General features: G+C 68.7%; 13 protein-coding genes. 9 read left to right on the top strand and 4 right to left on the bottom strand.

What is annotated here, in order from left to right; all coding sequences use genetic code 11:
• Nucleotides 1-17 precede the first annotated feature (17 nt).
• On the top strand, nt 18-941 hold the full coding sequence (locus AC1PZ7_RS01965) for a LysR family transcriptional regulator (RefSeq protein WP_482357842.1): 924 nt from the start codon (nt 18-20) through the stop codon (nt 939-941).
• 32 nt (nt 942-973) lie between these two features.
• Here AC1PZ7_RS01965 and AC1PZ7_RS01960 read toward each other — a convergent pair whose 3' ends face one another.
• Nucleotides 974-2,326: a polyhydroxyalkanoate depolymerase gene (locus AC1PZ7_RS01960; RefSeq protein WP_482357841.1), complete on the bottom strand. Its 1,353-nt coding sequence runs from the start codon at nt 2,324-2,326 to the stop codon at nt 974-976.
• A gap of 172 nt (nt 2,327-2,498) precedes the next feature.
• Between AC1PZ7_RS01960 and AC1PZ7_RS01955 the strand changes: the two genes are divergently transcribed.
• The 4 genes from AC1PZ7_RS01955 (at nt 2,499) to hydA (ending at nt 9,122) form a co-directional block, all read left to right on the top strand.
• Nucleotides 2,499-3,872, top strand: coding sequence for an ActS/PrrB/RegB family redox-sensitive histidine kinase (locus AC1PZ7_RS01955; protein WP_482357840.1), 1,374 nt, complete (start codon nt 2,499-2,501; stop codon nt 3,870-3,872).
• 138 nt (nt 3,873-4,010) lie between these two features.
• Nucleotides 4,011-4,559 (top strand): ActR/PrrA/RegA family redox response regulator transcription factor, encoded by a 549-nt coding sequence (locus AC1PZ7_RS01950; RefSeq protein ID WP_482357839.1) that lies wholly within the window; start codon nt 4,011-4,013, stop codon nt 4,557-4,559.
• 134 nt (nt 4,560-4,693) lie between these two features.
• Entirely contained in the window at nt 4,694-7,432 is a 2,739-nt protein-coding gene (locus tag AC1PZ7_RS01945; protein ID WP_482357838.1) for an HAD-IC family P-type ATPase, read from the top strand.
• A gap of 265 nt (nt 7,433-7,697) precedes the next feature.
• Nucleotides 7,698-9,122: a dihydropyrimidinase gene (hydA, locus tag AC1PZ7_RS01940; protein WP_482357837.1), complete on the top strand. Its 1,425-nt coding sequence runs from the start codon at nt 7,698-7,700 to the stop codon at nt 9,120-9,122.
• 18 nt (nt 9,123-9,140) lie between these two features.
• Here hydA and AC1PZ7_RS01935 read toward each other — a convergent pair whose 3' ends face one another.
• Nucleotides 9,141-9,902 (bottom strand): FadR/GntR family transcriptional regulator, encoded by a 762-nt coding sequence (locus AC1PZ7_RS01935; RefSeq protein ID WP_482357836.1) that lies wholly within the window; start codon nt 9,900-9,902, stop codon nt 9,141-9,143.
• Between the two features lie 107 nt (nt 9,903-10,009).
• On the opposite strand from AC1PZ7_RS01935, the gene AC1PZ7_RS01930 reads away from it, so the two are divergent.
• On the top strand, nt 10,010-10,537 hold the full coding sequence (locus tag AC1PZ7_RS01930) for an ureidoglycolate lyase (protein WP_482357835.1): 528 nt from the start codon (nt 10,010-10,012) through the stop codon (nt 10,535-10,537).
• Nucleotides 10,538-10,567: 30 nt separating this feature from the next.
• Here AC1PZ7_RS01930 and AC1PZ7_RS01925 read toward each other — a convergent pair whose 3' ends face one another.
• Together AC1PZ7_RS01925 and AC1PZ7_RS01920 are read right to left on the bottom strand one after the other, a co-directional pair.
• The gene (locus tag AC1PZ7_RS01925) at nt 10,568-11,335 is read right to left on the bottom strand and encodes an aspartate/glutamate racemase family protein (protein WP_482357834.1); all 768 of its coding nucleotides are present in this window, start codon (nt 11,333-11,335) and stop codon (nt 10,568-10,570) included.
• Between the two features lie 10 nt (nt 11,336-11,345).
• Nucleotides 11,346-12,092, bottom strand: coding sequence for a GntR family transcriptional regulator (locus AC1PZ7_RS01920; protein ID WP_482357833.1), 747 nt, complete (start codon nt 12,090-12,092; stop codon nt 11,346-11,348).
• Between the two features lie 581 nt (nt 12,093-12,673).
• Here AC1PZ7_RS01920 and AC1PZ7_RS01915 point away from each other — a divergent pair.
• The 3 genes from AC1PZ7_RS01915 (at nt 12,674) to AC1PZ7_RS01905 (ending at nt 15,512) form a co-directional block, all read left to right on the top strand.
• Nucleotides 12,674-13,732: an ABC transporter substrate-binding protein gene (locus tag AC1PZ7_RS01915; RefSeq protein ID WP_482357832.1), complete on the top strand. Its 1,059-nt coding sequence runs from the start codon at nt 12,674-12,676 to the stop codon at nt 13,730-13,732.
• Nucleotides 13,733-13,806: 74 nt separating this feature from the next.
• Entirely contained in the window at nt 13,807-14,727 is a 921-nt protein-coding gene (locus AC1PZ7_RS01910; protein WP_482357831.1) for an ABC transporter permease, read from the top strand.
• Nucleotides 14,724-15,512, top strand: a complete 789-nt coding sequence (locus AC1PZ7_RS01905) for an ABC transporter ATP-binding protein (RefSeq protein ID WP_482357830.1) — start codon at nt 14,724-14,726, stop codon at nt 15,510-15,512. Before AC1PZ7_RS01910 ends, AC1PZ7_RS01905 begins: the two co-directional genes overlap by 4 nt.
• The last annotated feature ends 1 nt before the right edge of the window (nt 15,513 follow it).

The following is a 15,513-nucleotide window of genomic DNA, read 5'->3' as shown; positions in this document are numbered from 1 at the left end:
TCCGGAAAATCCGAACGATGAAACTCGACGGCATCGCGGTTTTCGTCGCCATCGCGGGAGCCGGCTCGATCAGCGAGGCCGCCCGCCGGCTGCGCGTGTCGAAATCCGTGGTGAGCGACCGCCTGGCCGAGCTGGAGCGCAGCCTTGGCGCCAGCCTCATTCACCGCTCGACCCGCAAGCTCTCGCTCACCGAGGACGGCGCGGCCTTCCTGGAGCGCGCCGCGCCTGCGCTGCGCGAGCTGGATTCCGCGGCCGCCGACCTTGCCGAGCGGCGGGGGACGCTCGCTGGTCCGCTGCGGCTCTCCGCGCCGGTCAGCTTCACCCGCCTGCATCTGGGGCCGGCGCTCTATCCGTTCCTGCGCGCCCATCCCGGCATCGAGCTGACGCTCGACCTCGACGACCGCCGCATCGACGCGCAGGCGGAAAGCTATGACGGGGTGATCCGGCACGGGCCGATGCACGACAGCCGGCTCGTTGCCTGGCGCCTCGCGCGCAGCCGCCGCCAACTGGTGGCGGCGCCGGACTATCTGGCACGACATGGCTCTCCGGGCAGCCTCTCCGCGCTCGATGGGCATCGCGGCATCTTCTACACACATCGCGGCATCGCCGACTGGCGTTTCGTGATGCCGGACCGCACGGTGCAGGTGCGCGCCCAGGTCGGCCTGCGGGTGAATAATGGCGAGGTGATGCGCGACGCCGCCATTGCCGGCCTTGGCATCGCGTTGCTGCCGATGTTCCTTGCCGGCGCGGCGATCAGGGCCGGCAGCCTCGACGTCGTGGACGTCGGCGCCGTCGCCGAGCCGGAGTTCATCTATGTCGCGCATCCCGAAGGGCGCCGCCCCTCGGCCAAGCTGCGCGCATTGGCTGATTGCCTGCGCGCGGCCTTCGGCGATCCGCCCTATTGGGAAATCGGAACCCAGAAGGGTGCCTCCGCCGATTGACACGGCACGGAGAGCAAGACGGGGCGCCCGTCTTACTCCGGCTGGTTGTGGCCCTTCTTCGGCCAGTTGTGCGAGAGCACGAAGTCGGAGATGCGCGGGGCGATCTCGGCACGGAAGCGCGAGCCGTTGAACACGCCGTAATGGCCGACCGTCGGCTGCAGGTAGTGCGCCTTCATGTCGTCGGGCAGGTTCGAGCACAGCTTGTGCGCCGCCCGGGTCTGGCCGACGCCGGAAATGTCGTCGTTCTCGCCCTCGACGGTCAGCAGCGCGACGTTGCGGATCTTCGACGTGTCCACCCTCTCGCCGTGATGGGTCATCTCGCCCTTCGGCAGGGCGTGGTCGATGAAGACGGTCTGCAGCGTCTGCAGATAGTAGTCCGCCGGCAGGTCCATCACCGACAGGTACTCGTCGTAGAATTCGCGGTGCTTGGCGGCGGAATCGCCGTCGCCCTTGACGAGATGGCCGAACATCTCGGTGTGCGCCTGCAGATGGCGCTGCAGATTCATGCTGACGAAGCCGTGCAGCTGCAGGAAGCCGGGATAGACCTGACGCATCACGCCGGGATGCGGCCACGGAACGGTGGTGATGACGTTGCGGCGGAACCAGTCGAGCCCGCGTTCCTCGGCGAAGCGGTTCACCGCGGTCGGGCTCTCGCGCGTGTCGATCGGCCCGCCCATCAGCACCATGGAGGCGGGCACGTTGGGATCGCCCATCTCCTCCATGCGCGCCACGGCGGCCAGCACCGGCACTGCCGGCTGGCAGACGGCGAGCACGTGCACGCCCCCGCCGAGGTGGCGGAAGATCTCGATGAGGTAGTCGATATAGTCGTCGAGCCCGAAGCGTCCCTCGGCCATCGGCACGTCGCGCGCGTCCACCCAGTCGGTGATGTAGAGGTCGTGATTGGGCAGCAGCGTCTGCACCGTGCCGCGCAGCAGCGTGGCGTAGTGGCCGGAGAGCGGCGCGACGATCACCATGCGCGGCTGCGGCCGGCGCGGCTCGTGGGCGAAGTCCCGCCGGAAATGCAGCAGCCGGCAGAAGGGACGCTCCCATACGGTCTCGATCTCGACCGGCACATGGGTGGCGCCGACCGTCGTCTCGGTGATGCCCCAGTCCGGCTTGCCGTAGCGTCGCGTGGTGCGCTCGAACATCTCGCACGCCGCCGACATCGACTTGCCGAAGCCGGTATGGGAAAGCGGATTGGTCGGGTTGCGGTAGTAGAGCCGCCCGGCATCGGCCATCACCCGCAACGGGTCGAGCGCCGCATGGCCCATCTCGAACATCCAGTAGAGCGGACGCGACAGTGCCGAAGCGGTCTCGATCGTTGCCTCAGGTGCCGTTGCCGCCTCGGCCGCGTCGGGCACGTCTCCGAAAACACCGATCGCCATGAAAGCCTCCGTCGATGGATCCGCCCAGGGGGCCGGGTCCTTCTTGTGCGCTGCAGCATAGATAGGCTCTTTCGCGGCGCCGTCAACGAAGACGCACCCTCGCCCTCGGGTCGCATCTGCGGCTATAGAGGGCATTCAGGCGCCTGGGAGGCGCCGCGGACGGGGCAATGCCATGTCGCTCTCGCTCGATCATCCGATTGGCGAACGTTTCTTCGGTCTCCGGCTCGACACGCTTATCCGCCTGCGCTGGCTCGCGATTTCCGGCCAGACGCTGGCCATCGTGGTGGTGCAGTGGCTGCTGGGCTTCACCCTGCCGATCGGCGCCAGCCTGGCCGTCGTCGCACTGTCGGCCTGGCTGAACCTGGCGCTGCGGCTGCGCAATCCCGGGGCGCGTCGCCTGACTGACGTCGAGGCGGCGTGGCTGCTAGCCTACGACATCCTGCAGCTCGGCGCGCTGCTGTTCCTCACCGGCGGGCTCTCCAATCCCTTCGCGCTGCTCTTTCTCGCCCCGGTGCTGATCTCGGCGACGGCGCTTTCCCCGCGCACGACGGTGCTGCTGGGCGTGCTGGCGGCGGTCTGCGCAGCGCTGGTCGGGCTGTGGCAGATGCCGCTGCCCTGGGCCGCCGACGGCGCGCTGGGCAACCCGCCGGAGCTGCCGCCGCTCTACCTCGTCGCCATCTGGCTGGCGCTGGCCATCGCCATCGCCTTCATCGGCGTGCATGCCTGGCGGGTGGCGGAAGAGACGCGCGAGCTGTCGGAGGCGCTGGCGGCGACCGAGCTGGTCCTGGCCCGCGAGCAGCACCTCTCGGCGCTGGACGGCCTCGCCGCCGCCGCCGCGCATGAGCTGGGCACGCCGCTCGCCACCATTACCGTGGTGGCCAAGGAGCTTGCCCGTTCGCTGCCGGCCGATAGTCCGATCAGCGACGATATCCGCCTGGTGAGCGAGCAGGCCGAGCGCTGCCGCGCCATCCTGCGCACGCTCACCACGCTCGATGCGGGCGAGGCGCCGTTCGACCGCATGCCGATCTCGCATCTTCTGGAGGATGTCGTCGCGCCGCACCGCAATTTCGGCATCGCCATTGCGGTGACGCTGCCGACCCGCGCCAATGACGAGCCGATCATCGCCCGCAATCCCGGCCTGCTCTACGGCCTCGGCAACATCGTCGAGAACGCGGTCGATTTCGCCCAGGGGCGGGTCAATATCGTCGCCAACTGGACGGAGGATGACGTCGTCATCACCGTCACCGACGACGGTCCCGGCTTTCCGCCCGAGCTGATCGACAGTATCGGCGCGCCCTATGTGACGAGCCGCGGCCGCAACCGCTGGCGGCGCGAGGCCGAGCCTGACGGCGAGGAGGGCCAGCAGGGTCTCGGGCTCGGCGTGTTCATCGCCAAGACGCTGCTGGAGCGTTCCGGAGCCGAGCTCGCCTTCGTCAACCGCCCGCCGCCCGCGCATGGCGCGTCGGTGAGCGTGCGCTGGCTGCGCCGGGCGATCGACATTTCCGGCGAGCGCGAGACGGAAGGGCACGCGGCCGCGAAGGCGTGAGGGCCGACGCTGCGACAATTTTGCGCTCGTGGCCCGGCACGTATAAACTGAGCGAAAAGTCGAATAGGCGGCGCGCCGGCCGGCAGCGGTCATAACCGCTACCGGGCGGGACGCGACCGGCATCTGGGAAAGCTCGAAATGCTCGATACCACCACGGACCCTCAGGATCGCACACTGCTGATCGTCGATGACGACCGGCCGTTCCTGCAGCGACTCGCCCGTGCCATGGAGACGCGCGGCTTCACCGTCACCACGGCGGAAACCGTGGCGGACGGGCTCGCCAGTCTCGAGGGCAACGCGCCGGCCTATGCCGTGGTGGACATGCGTCTGGGCGACGGCAACGGGCTCGACGTGATCTCGGCGCTCAAGCGCCGCCGCCCGGAGGCGCGCGGCATCATCCTCACCGGCTATGGCAACATCGCCACCGCCGTGAACGCGGTGAAGATCGGCGCCGTCGACTACCTCGCCAAGCCGGCCGACGCCGACGATATCTGCGCCGCGCTGAACGCGCAGGGCGACTACAAGCCCCAGCTTCCCGAGAATCCCATGTCGGCCGACCGGGTGCGCTGGGAGCATATACAGCGCGTCTACGAACTGTGCGGACGCAACGTGTCGGAAACCGCGCGCCGGCTGTCCATGCACCGCCGCACGCTCCAGCGCATCCTCGCCAAGCGCGCGCCGCGCTGAAGATGCGTGCCGCGTCGAGCGCCGGCGCGGCACCGGGCGGTCGGTGCGCAATAGGGAAAAGTCCGGTAGGCGCGCGGCGGTCGCGGCCTTAGGGTATTGGCGTAACCCGACGTCACCGGAGCGCGCCCGAACCGATGACTGCCGATGCCGTTTCATCGAACGTCCCGCCCGCCGCCCTCTCCGGCCGACCTGATCCCGCCGCCAGTTACGACTGGCATGCGCTTGCCCACGAGGACGTGGCCGAACGCCTGCGAGTGTCGGCGGGCGGCCTGACGCCCGAGGAGGTGCGCAGCCGCCTCGCGCAGCACGGCCCGAACGCGCTGCCCGACCCGCCCGGCCGCCATCCGCTGGTGCGTTTCCTCGCCCAGTTCAACAGTGCGCTGATCTATTTCCTGCTGGCCGGCGCGGCGGCGGCGCTGGCGCTCGACCATCATATAGATGCTGGCGTCATCGTCGCCGTGGTGCTGATCAACGCGATCGTCGGCTTCGTGCAGGAGGGCAAGGCCGAGCAGGCGCTGCGTGCCATCCGCAGCATGATCTCGCCGCATGCCAACGTGCTGCGCGGCAACCAGCGCGTGAGCATCCATGCGCGCGACCTGGTGCCGGGCGACCTCGTGCTGCTGGAGGCCGGCGACCGGGTACCGGCCGACACCCGGCTCACCCGCGCCCGCGGCATGCTCATCGACGAGGCCATCCTCACCGGCGAATCCGTCGCCGCCGCCAAGAACGAGGATCCCGCCCCGCCGGAAGCCGCGCTCGGCGACCGGCATTCCATGGCGTTCTCCGGCACCACCGTGGCGGCGGGGCAGGGCGCCGGCATCGTGGTCTCGACCGGACCGCAGACCCAGATCGGCCGTATCGGCCGGCTGATCGCCGAGGTCGAGCCGCTGGCGACGCCGCTGCTGAGGCAGGTCGACGCCTTCGCCCGCCGCTTCACCTGGCTGGCGATCGGCGGCGCGGCGGCGCTGTTCCTCTTCGCCGTCGTGGTGCGCGACTATGGCTGGACCGATGCGCTGATCGCGGTGGTGGCGCTGGCCGTCGGCGTGGTGCCGGAAGGACTGCCCGCCGTCATCACCATCACGCTGGCGATCGGGGTGCGGCGGATGGCGGCCCGCAATGCCGTCATACGCCGCCTGCCGGCGGTCGAGACGCTGGGGGCGACCTCCGTCATCTGCTCCGACAAGACCGGTACGCTCACCCGCAACGAGATGACCGCCCGCCGGCTGATCATCGCCCGTGACGGCGCCTGCGCCGAGATCGAGGTCTCCGGCATCGGCTATGCGCCGGAAGGCGCGCTGAGCTGGTCGTCACCCAGCGACCCATCCGGAGCGGCGGACCGCCTGCTGCGCTGCGGCCTGCTCTGCAACGACGCGCATCTTCATGCCGAGCACGGCGCCTGGCGGGCCGAGGGCGACCCGATGGAAGGCGCGCTGGTGTCGCTGGCGGTGAAGGCCGGGATGAGCCCGGCGCTCGAGCGCGGCGCCTGGGCACGGCAGGACGAGATTCCCTTCGATGCCGCCTACCGCTTCATGGCCAGCCTGCACCGCGGACCGCAGGGCGAGGCGGCGATCTTCGTCAAGGGCGCGCCGGAGGAGGTGCTCGCGCTGTGCGGTACGCCGGACGGCGCCCTTTGGGAGGCGGCCATCGCGCGGGCGGCGGCGGACGGCGAACGGGTGCTGGGCTTCGCCACGAAGCGCATCGACGGGGCGCCCACCCGGATCGGCTTCGAGGATGTCCGCGACGGCTTCGATTTCCTCGGCCTGATCGGCTTCATCGATCCACCACGCCCCGAGGCGGTGGCCGCCATCGCCGAATGCCGCAGCGCGGGCATCGGCGTGAAGATGATCACCGGCGACCACGGCGCCACCGCCGGCGCCATCGCCCGCCAGCTCGGCCTCGCCGGGGATCCCGTCGTCGTCACCGGCGCCGAGGTGGACGCGGCCTCCGATGAGGATCTGGTGGGCGTCGCCGCCCGTACCGCGGTGTTCGCCCGCACCAGCCCGGAGAACAAGCTGCGCATCGTGCGGGCGTTGCAGTCCACCGGCGCGGTGGTGGCGATGACCGGTGACGGGGTCAACGACGCGCCCTCGCTCAAGCAGGCCGATGTCGGCATCGCCATGGGACGCAAGGGCACGGAAGCCGCCAAGCAGGCGGCGGAAGTGGTGCTGCTCGACGACAATTTCGCCTCCATCGTCGCGGCGGTGAAGGAGGGGCGCACCGTCTACGACAATATCCGCAAGATGATCGCCTGGACCCTGCCGACCAATGGCGGCGAGGTGCTCTCGGTGATCGGCGCCATCCTCTTCGGTGTCGCCATGCCGATGTCGGCAGCGCACATCCTCTGGATCAATCTCGCGACCAGCGCCACGCTCGGCCTCGCCCTCGCCTTCGAGCCGACCGAGCCGGGCATCATGAAGCGGCCGCCGCGCCCTGCCCACTCCGGGCTGTTGACGCGTTTCATGCTGTGGCGCGTCGTGCTGGTGTCGCTGCTGTTCTCGCTGGTGACCTTCGCCATGTACGGGCTGTCGATCTGGCGCGGGCAGGGCATGGAGATGGCCCGCACCATCGTGGTCAACACCATCGTGGTGATGGAGATCTTCTATCTGTTCAATGTGCGCTTCCTGCACATGACGTCGATCACCTGGCGCGGCGTGCTGGGCACGCGGGCGGTGCTGCTGGCGTTGGCCGCGGTGGTCGCCGGCCAGTTCGCCTTCACCTATCTGCCGGTGATGCAGGCGATCTTCGACACCCGCCCCGTCGCCCTGCTCGACGGCATGATGATCGTCGGCGTCGGCGTGGCGCTGATGATCGTGCTGGAGCTGGAGAAGGCGCTGCTGCGGCGCCTCGGGCTGTTCGACGACTCGCAGATGTGAGCCGCGCCGCTATGGGTCGGGACGGCCCTCGGGCACCGGCGAACCGGTCTGACCAATAAGCGCATCGGCTCGGTCCGTTTCCGCCCCCCCCTCTCGCCGCCGGGCGCTCCAAAACCTTTCCCGGATTATCATTCGACGGGGAGGCCCTGCCTATTCCCTGTGCGCCGTGCCGATCAGAATTTGGAGTTGTCAGTCACGGGTGCGCGCGTGATCCTCGGAAGAGGTCAGACCGGATAAGCCGGCATCCTCATCGTGCGGGGCGTCCATGAGCGAGTTGGACACGGTCATACGCGGCGGCACGGTCGTCACCGCCGCGGACACGGTACGGGCCGATATCGGCATTCGCGACGGGCGCATCGTGGCGGTGGCGGAACGCCTCGACGGCGGTGCGCGGGTGATCGACGCGTCAGGCCTCCTCGTCATGCCGGGCGGCATCGACAGCCATGTCCATCTCGCCCAGCCCTCCGGCGAGGCGGTGATGGCCGACGGCTTCGAGAGCGGCACGCGCTCGGCGATCGCCGGCGGCAACACGACGGTGATCCCCTTCGCCCTGCAGCCGCGCGGCGCCAGCCTGCGCCAGAGCGTGACCGACTATCACCGCGAGGCCGAGGGCAAGTCCTATTGCGACTACGGCTTCCACCTCATCATCTCCGATCCCACGGCCAGCGTCCTCGGGCAGGAACTGCCGGCGCTGGTCGGCGACGGCTACAGCTCCTTCAAGGTCTTCATGACCTATGACGACCTGGTGCTGAACGACCGCCAGCTGCTCGAGGTGTTCGACTGCGCGCGCGGCTGCGGCGCGCTCGTCATGGTCCATTGCGAGGGCTACGACGCCATCCGCTTCATGACCGAGAGGCTGGAGCGGGCCGGCAGGACGGCGCCCTATTATCACGGCGCCTCGCGGCCGCAATCGGTGGAGCGCGAGGCGACGCATCGGGCCATCAGCCATGCCGAGCTGACCGACGTGCCGATCATGGTGGTGCATGTCTCCGGCCGCGAGCCGATGGAGCAGATCCGCTGGGCGCAGCAGCGCGGCCTCAAGGTCTATGGCGAGACCTGCCCGCAATATGTCGCGCTCACCGCGGACGACATGAAGGGTCTCAACATGGACGAAAGCGGCGGCAAATATGTCTGCTCGCCGCCGCCGCGCGAGCGCGCGGACTGGGACGCGATCTGGGAAGGCATCCGCACCGGCGTGTTCCAGACCTTCTCGTCGGATCACTGCCCGTTCTTCTACGACAGCGCGAAGGGCAAGCTCGTGCCCAAGGGCCGCACCTCCTTCCGCTGGGTGCCGAACGGTATTCCCGGCGTCGAGACGCGGCTGCCGATCCTGTTCTCCAAGGGGGTGGTGGAAGGGCGGATTACGCTCAACGAGTTCGTCGCGCTGACCTCGACCAACCACGCCAAGATGTATGGCCTCTACCCGAGGAAGGGCTCCATCGCCCCCGGTTTCGATGCCGATCTCGTGCTGTGGGATCCGAACCGCAAGGAGACCATCCGCCAGGAACTGATGCACCACGGCGCCGACTACACGCCCTATGAGGGGCTCGCCGTCACCGGCTGGCCGGTGATGACGCTGCTGCGCGGCAAGGTGATGGCGGAAGACGGCCGCATCGTCGGCGAGCCCGGCGATGGCGGCTTTCTCAAGCGCGGCCTGTCGCCTTATGCCGTGCCGGCCGGCGCGGTGTGAGCCGTGACGCCGGCGGCTTCACACCAGTTCGGTGAGGACGATGCCCGCGCGGTCCGCCGTGCGGCTCAGATGGCGCCGCATGTAGTAGCCGGCGCCTTGCGGGTCGCCCATGGTCAGCGCCTCGACGACGCGCTCATGCTCCATCACCGGGTCCCACAGCTTGTCGCGCCGCACCGGCAGGCGCGAGCTCTCCAGCAGCACCCGGCCGAAGCTGTCATGCATGTCGGCCAGCAGGCGGTTGCGCGAGAAGCGCATGATCAGCTTGTGGAAAGCGAAGTCGATCTGCGCGAAGGCGGCGAAATCCTGCGTCCGCGCCGCCTCGCGGAAGGATTCGAGATTTTCCTTCAGCGCCTCGATTTCGGCCTGCGTGTGGCTCATCGCGGCGAGCTGGGCGGCGTGGCTCTCGGCGATGTAGCGGAACTGGTAGACCTCGGCCGGCGAATAGCGCGCGGCGAAGCGCCAGGAGGGCGCACGCGCCGCCGCGTCCTCCGCCTGCCCGGTACGCACGAAGGTGCCGCGCCCCGGTTCGATCGAGACGAGGCCAAGAGTGGCGAGGACGGAAAGCGCCTCCCGCAGCGCGGCGCGGCTGATGGCGAGCGTGCCGGCCAGCGCGCGCTGCGGCGGCAGCGGGGCTCCCGGCGCCAGCCGCCCGTCGGCGATCATCTGCTGCAGCGTGGCGACGGCGAGCTGGGTCGCCGTCGGGGCAGGCTGGGTCCGTTGGCGCGCGGATGCCCCGGTCGGGCCGGCCGTCTCGCCCTCGTCACTCCTGCCCCCGTGCATCTGCCCGAATTCCAGCCGGTAGAACCAACTCCGCGATGTCAGGATGGCATAGGCGCGAATGGTCTGACCAGTTCGGATTTGGGCTGGCACGCCGTCGCGAGGTCGGCGTGAGCAGGTCGACCGACACGGAGAGGTTCACCGAGCTTGCCCTGCAACCCCTCACCCGCGCGTCCTTCGCGCCCTATGGCCATGTCGTCGCGCCGGGCGACACACGCTCGGTGCCCGCCAATGCCGGTACGGCGCTCCGCCATGACATCCTGCGGCTGGGTGGCGATTCGCGGCCGGCTAGCCGGCTCGTGCTCTCGGTCTTCGAGACCGAGCCGCAGGCCCTGCCGCTCATCGTGCGGCTCGTGGAGCGGCACCCCCATTCGGAGCAGGCCATCATCTGCATGGGCATGTCCGCGTTCGCCTGCGTGGTCGCCCGCGACGACGGGGCCGGGCGGCCCGACGTCGGCACGCTGCGGGCGTTCAACTGCCCGCCGGGCTGTGGCGTCGTCTATGGGCGCGGCGTCTGGCACAGCCCGATCATCGGGCTCTCCCGTCCGGGCCAGTTCTTCGTGCAGTCCTGGCAGGACGGCACGGCGGGCGATTGCGAGGAGATCGTCATCCCGCCCCTCCTCATCCGAAGGGGGTGAGGCGCCATGCCCGCACGCCGCCCGGCCCGGTCACGGCGCGGCGGTGGCGAGCATGTCGCGATGCTCGATGCGCGCCGCCAGCGCCGGGGCGAGGCCGGTCGTCGGCTTGGCCGGCGGGCGGCTGAACGTGCCGGTGGCGGCCTTGCGTGGCGCGAGGGTGACCAGTGCCTCCGCCATCTTCACCGCTGCCACGATCGGGTCGACCAGCGGCACCGGCACCTGCGCGCGCAGGCGCGGCGCCAGGCCGGCGAGTGGCGCGCCGCCGAGGATCACCACGTCGGCGCCGTCCTCCTCCACCGCCTCGCGCGACAGCTCGGCGATCGCCTGCTCCTTTTCGGCCTGCACGTTCTCGATGGCCGAAAAGCTGAGGCTGCGCGCCCGGATGCCGGCGCAGCGGGCGCCGAGGCGATAAATGTCGACCGTGTCTTGGTACCAGTTGGCCATGGTCGTGGTGAAGGTGACGATGCCGAATTTCTGGCCGAGCGTGCAGGCGGTGAGCATCGCCGCCTCGGCCATGCCGACCACCGGAATGTCGAACAGCTCGCGCGCCGGCAGCAGGCCCGGATCGCCGAAGGCGGCAATGATCGCCGCGTCGTAGTCCGAATGGTGTTCCGCCAGCATCTCGATGGCGATGGCGCCGCCGAGCTGGGCCTCGGAGCGCGAGGCGATATAGGGCACGCCGCGCGGCGCGGTGAGCCCGACCAGCTCGGTGCCGGCCGCCACCGCCGGACGCGCGGCGGCGAGCAGCATCTGCGTGACGGCTTCGGTCGTGTTCGGATTGAGCACCAGAATGCGCAAGGTGGTCCCCTCAGGCGGCGTCGCCGGCTATGTCGCTGGTGGCGAGCAGCGCCAGCACGCCGGTTCCCGTATGCATGACGTGGGCGGCGAGAAGCCGCCCGGCGGTGTCGGGATCGCGCGCTTCAAGCGCGACGAGAATGTCCCGGTGTTCCTGGATCGATTCGACCCAGCGCGACTGCGTGCCGAGCGCGAAATAGCGCGCGCGTTCGGCCCGGGCGAACAGCCAGCGGTGCATCTCGACCAGCGTCGCATTGTGCGCGCCGGCGAGGATCGCGCTGTGAATGGCCTGGTTGACCGCGAAATAGGCGGCGAGATCGCCCCCGCGGTAATGCCCTTCCATCGTCTCCTGCATGCCGCGCAGCGCGGCGAGCTCGGGCGTGGTCAAGCGCCGGGCGGCATATTCGGCGGCGATCCGCTCGACATTGCTCAGCGCCTCGAAAAGCTCGGTGATGTGCGTGGCGTCCATCGGCGCGATGCGGCTGCTGCGGTTGGGGCGCAGTTCCACCAGTCCTTGCGCCGCCAGCATCTTCACCGCTTCGCGCAACGGCGTGCGGGAAATGCCGAGTTCCTCGCAAAGCTCCGTTTCTACTATGGGCGCCCCCGGCCGAAGCTTGCCGGTGACGATCATGCCGCGGAGTTGGCGGGCCGCGTGCTCATGCAGGCCGGCGCGCGCCAGGCGCTCCGCGCCGCCGCCTTCCGCCGGACGGATCTTGCGCGGTCGCCCTCTCTTCCTCGGGATGTCCAACTGTTCCGCCACGATCCGATCCTAGCACAACCCGTGGGCTGCAATCAGTCCGCGAGACGCTGCAATTATAATCACATTATGCCTTGTTCATAGACTGTTGGAGTAAATTGTATTCAACATACAGAAAATTGTTGCGTAACCTTCCGCGGCGCCATTTACTGCGATGATGCAGCTGGCCGGGCGCCGTTCCGGAGAGTGCGGAGGGTTGGCCTGCGGATCTGTTCCTGGTCGGGTAAGGGGCTTTTGCGCCGTAGTCTGGTGGGAGCGCGGTTCGGCGGTCGGATGATTGCCGCATCAGAAGAGGCACAGTACGCGGCGTTGAGTCTGGCTTATTTTTAGTCAAAATGCGGTTTATCTGACGTTAATTTGCGCTTTGTCTCGTGTATTTGCCAAGTATAGTGCGGATGTTTTCGCCGCACCTGTGGTGTAGCGCAGGGCGAAAATGCTCTTTCGGGTTGGCGTGCCCATCATCGTGATCCCGTCTGCGGATCCCGCTGTTGCGGCATGTGGCCGTTGCGGCGTGGTCCGGCAGTTCGCCAACGAACGGGCTGTCAGGGCGGGGTCGTATCGGTTCTCAAGATCCGGAGGGGATCATGTGTGATCGTGACGGCACCTTCTTTCGTAACTTCTCGCGCCGCGGCTTCCTGAAATCGTCCGTGGCGGGTGCTGCGGCGACCATCGCGCTGCCGACCTCGCTCGCCAGCCTGCTGGCGCCGAACGCGGCCCGCGCGGCGGGCACCACCATCAAGGCCACGCACGGCTCCGGCTTCTGCAACATGGGCATCTTCCTCGCCAAGGAGCGGGAGCTGACCCAGGCGGACGGCGTCGATCTCGAATTCGTGGTCACTCCGTCCAACACCGAGATCACCACCATGTTCGGCGCGGGCCTCGTCGACATGTCGATGATCCCCTATTCGAACTTCATGACGCTCTACGATGCCGGCGCGCCGGTGAAGATCGTCGCCGGCGGCGGCGTCGAGGGCTGCATCATCGTCGCCAAGGAGGGCATCACCTCCGCCCAGGACCTCAAAGGCAAGACCTTCGGCACCTTCCAGGCGGATACGCTCGAGGTGCTGCCCTATGATTACCTGAAGAAGGCCGGCCTTTCCTTTGGGGATGTCGAGATCAAGTATCTCGACACCTCGCCGGAACTCGCCCAGGCCTTCATGGTCGGCGCCATCGACGCCATCTGCCACATTGAGCCCTACGCCTCGCAATGCGTGATCGGCCGCAAGGGCGCGACGGTGCTTTCCGACGGCACCGACGTCTATGGCAAGGGCTATTCGGACTGCGTGCTGGCGGTGCGCACGCCGCTGCTGGAGAGCAACCCCGCCGCCGTGAAGGCGGTGATCAAGGCGCTGATGGTCGCCCAGTCGCAGGCCGAGGTCGACAAGACTGCCGCCCTCAAGGACACCGTCGGCAAGTACTACAAGACCAGCATGGAAGCGGCGATCGACGCCTCGACCAAGCAGCCGATCGTCGTCGACCAGCGCAACCAGACGCAGTTCATCATCGACCGCGGCAAGTCGATGATGGAGCTCGGCTACGTCAAGAAGCTGCCGGACCAGGGCGCGTTCGACTGGAGCCTGCTTGACGCGGTGATCGCCGAGAACAAGCCGCTCTATGACGGCCTCAAGCTGAAGTCGGCCTGAGCACGACTGTCGCCGCCCGGCCGTGTCCCCCGCATGGCCGGGCGTCCCTTCGCTGTGATTTCTGGAAGGACGCCATGACGATGAGCGCAGATGCCGGCCATACCGGCCTCGGCGGCACCGGGCCCGCGCGTTCGGTCCCGCCGCCTGTTCGGCCCCTGCTGTCGCCGGCCTGGCGCCGTCGCCTCGGCGCCATGGGATGGGGCGTGGTGTCGGTCGCCCTGTTCGCCGGTGTCTGGGAGGGGTTCTGGGCGCTCGGCATGCTCAACCCGCTGCTGCTGCCGCCGCCGCATCTCTTCCTCTCCGACATTCCCGGAACGCTGCAGTATTTCGACCGCTCGAACCGCATCGGCTCGGTCGCGACGGGCGGTGGGCTGGGTGCGCTGCTCACCACCATGGGCTGGACCCTGATGCGGGTCGTGGTCGGCCTCTCGCTCGGCTTTGCCTGCGGCGTCGCGGTCGGCGCGGCGATCCACTACGTGAAGCTGCTGCGCAATCTTCTGCTGCCCACCATCCTGCTGCTGGCGCCGATCTCGCCGGTGGCGTGGCTGCCGGTGGCGATCTTCGTCTTCGGCATCGGCGACGTGCCGGCGATCTTCCTCGTCTTCATCACCGTGTTCTTCGCCATCGTGCTCTCCACCGGGGCGCAGATCGAGAGCGTGCCGAAGAACTACATCCATGTCGCCCGCATCATGGGCGCCAGCCAGCGGCAGACCTTCTGGAAGGTGATACTGCCCTCCATCCTGCCGAGCCTGTTCATGACGCTGCGGCTCAATCTCTTCGCGGCCTGGATGGTGGTGCTGATCGCCGAGACGGTCGGCGTCGGCACGGGGCTCGGTCAGATCACCTCGATGGCGCGCTCCACCTTCAACGCCAAGCTGGTCTTCTTCACCATGGCGATCATCGGCCTGCTCGGCTTCCTCTCGGACTTCGCGCTGCGCCAGGTCCAGCACAAGATGCTGTGGTGGATCGCCCCCAACCAGGGAGGCACGCGATGAGCCGCCCCGCCGTTTCGATCCAGTCGGTCTCCAAGCGCTGGACGCCCGAGGGCCGGGCGCCGGTGCAGGCGCTGAGCGACCTCACCTTCGATGTCGAGCCGGGCGAGTTCATCGTGCTGCTCGGGCCGTCCGGCTGCGGCAAGTCCACCCTGCTCTACATGATCGCCGGGCTGGAGGAGGTCTCGGGCGGCACCATCGCCTGTGATGGCGAGCCGGTCACCGAACCTTCCGCCGAGCGCGGGCTGATCTTCCAGGAAGCCTCGCTGTTTCCCTGGCTGACCATCGCCGACAACGTCGCCTTCGGTCTCGCCGTTCAGCATGTGCAGCCGGTCCGGCGCCGCGAGATCGCGATCGAGATGCTCAAGCGGGTGGGCCTCGGCGACATGCTGGACAAGAAGCCGGACGAGCTTTCCGGCGGCATGCGCCAGCGCGCCGCCTGCGCCCGCGCGCTCGCCATGCGGCCGAAGGTGCTGATGATGGACGAGCCCTTCGCGGCGCTCGACGTGCAGACGCGCGCGCGCATGCAGGACTTCCTGCTGCAGATATGGCGCGACAGCGGCGCCTCGATCCTGCTGGTCACCCATTCCATCGACGAGGCGATCTCGCTGGCCGACCGCGTGGTGGTGTTCACGGCCCGGCCCGGGCAGGTGAAGACCATCGTGCCGATCGACCTGCCGCGCCCGCGCGAGAGCCGCGATCCGCGCTACCACGCCTATCGCGACCTGTTCACCGAGTTGCTGGCGGACGAGGTCGACCGGGCCTTCGCCGAGCAGGAAGCGGTGTAGG

Source organism: Ancylobacter sp. TW_SC_1 (assembly GCF_056836805.1).
The sequence above is the reverse complement of the archived record's forward strand: the minus strand, read 5'-3'. Positions and strand labels throughout refer to the sequence as shown.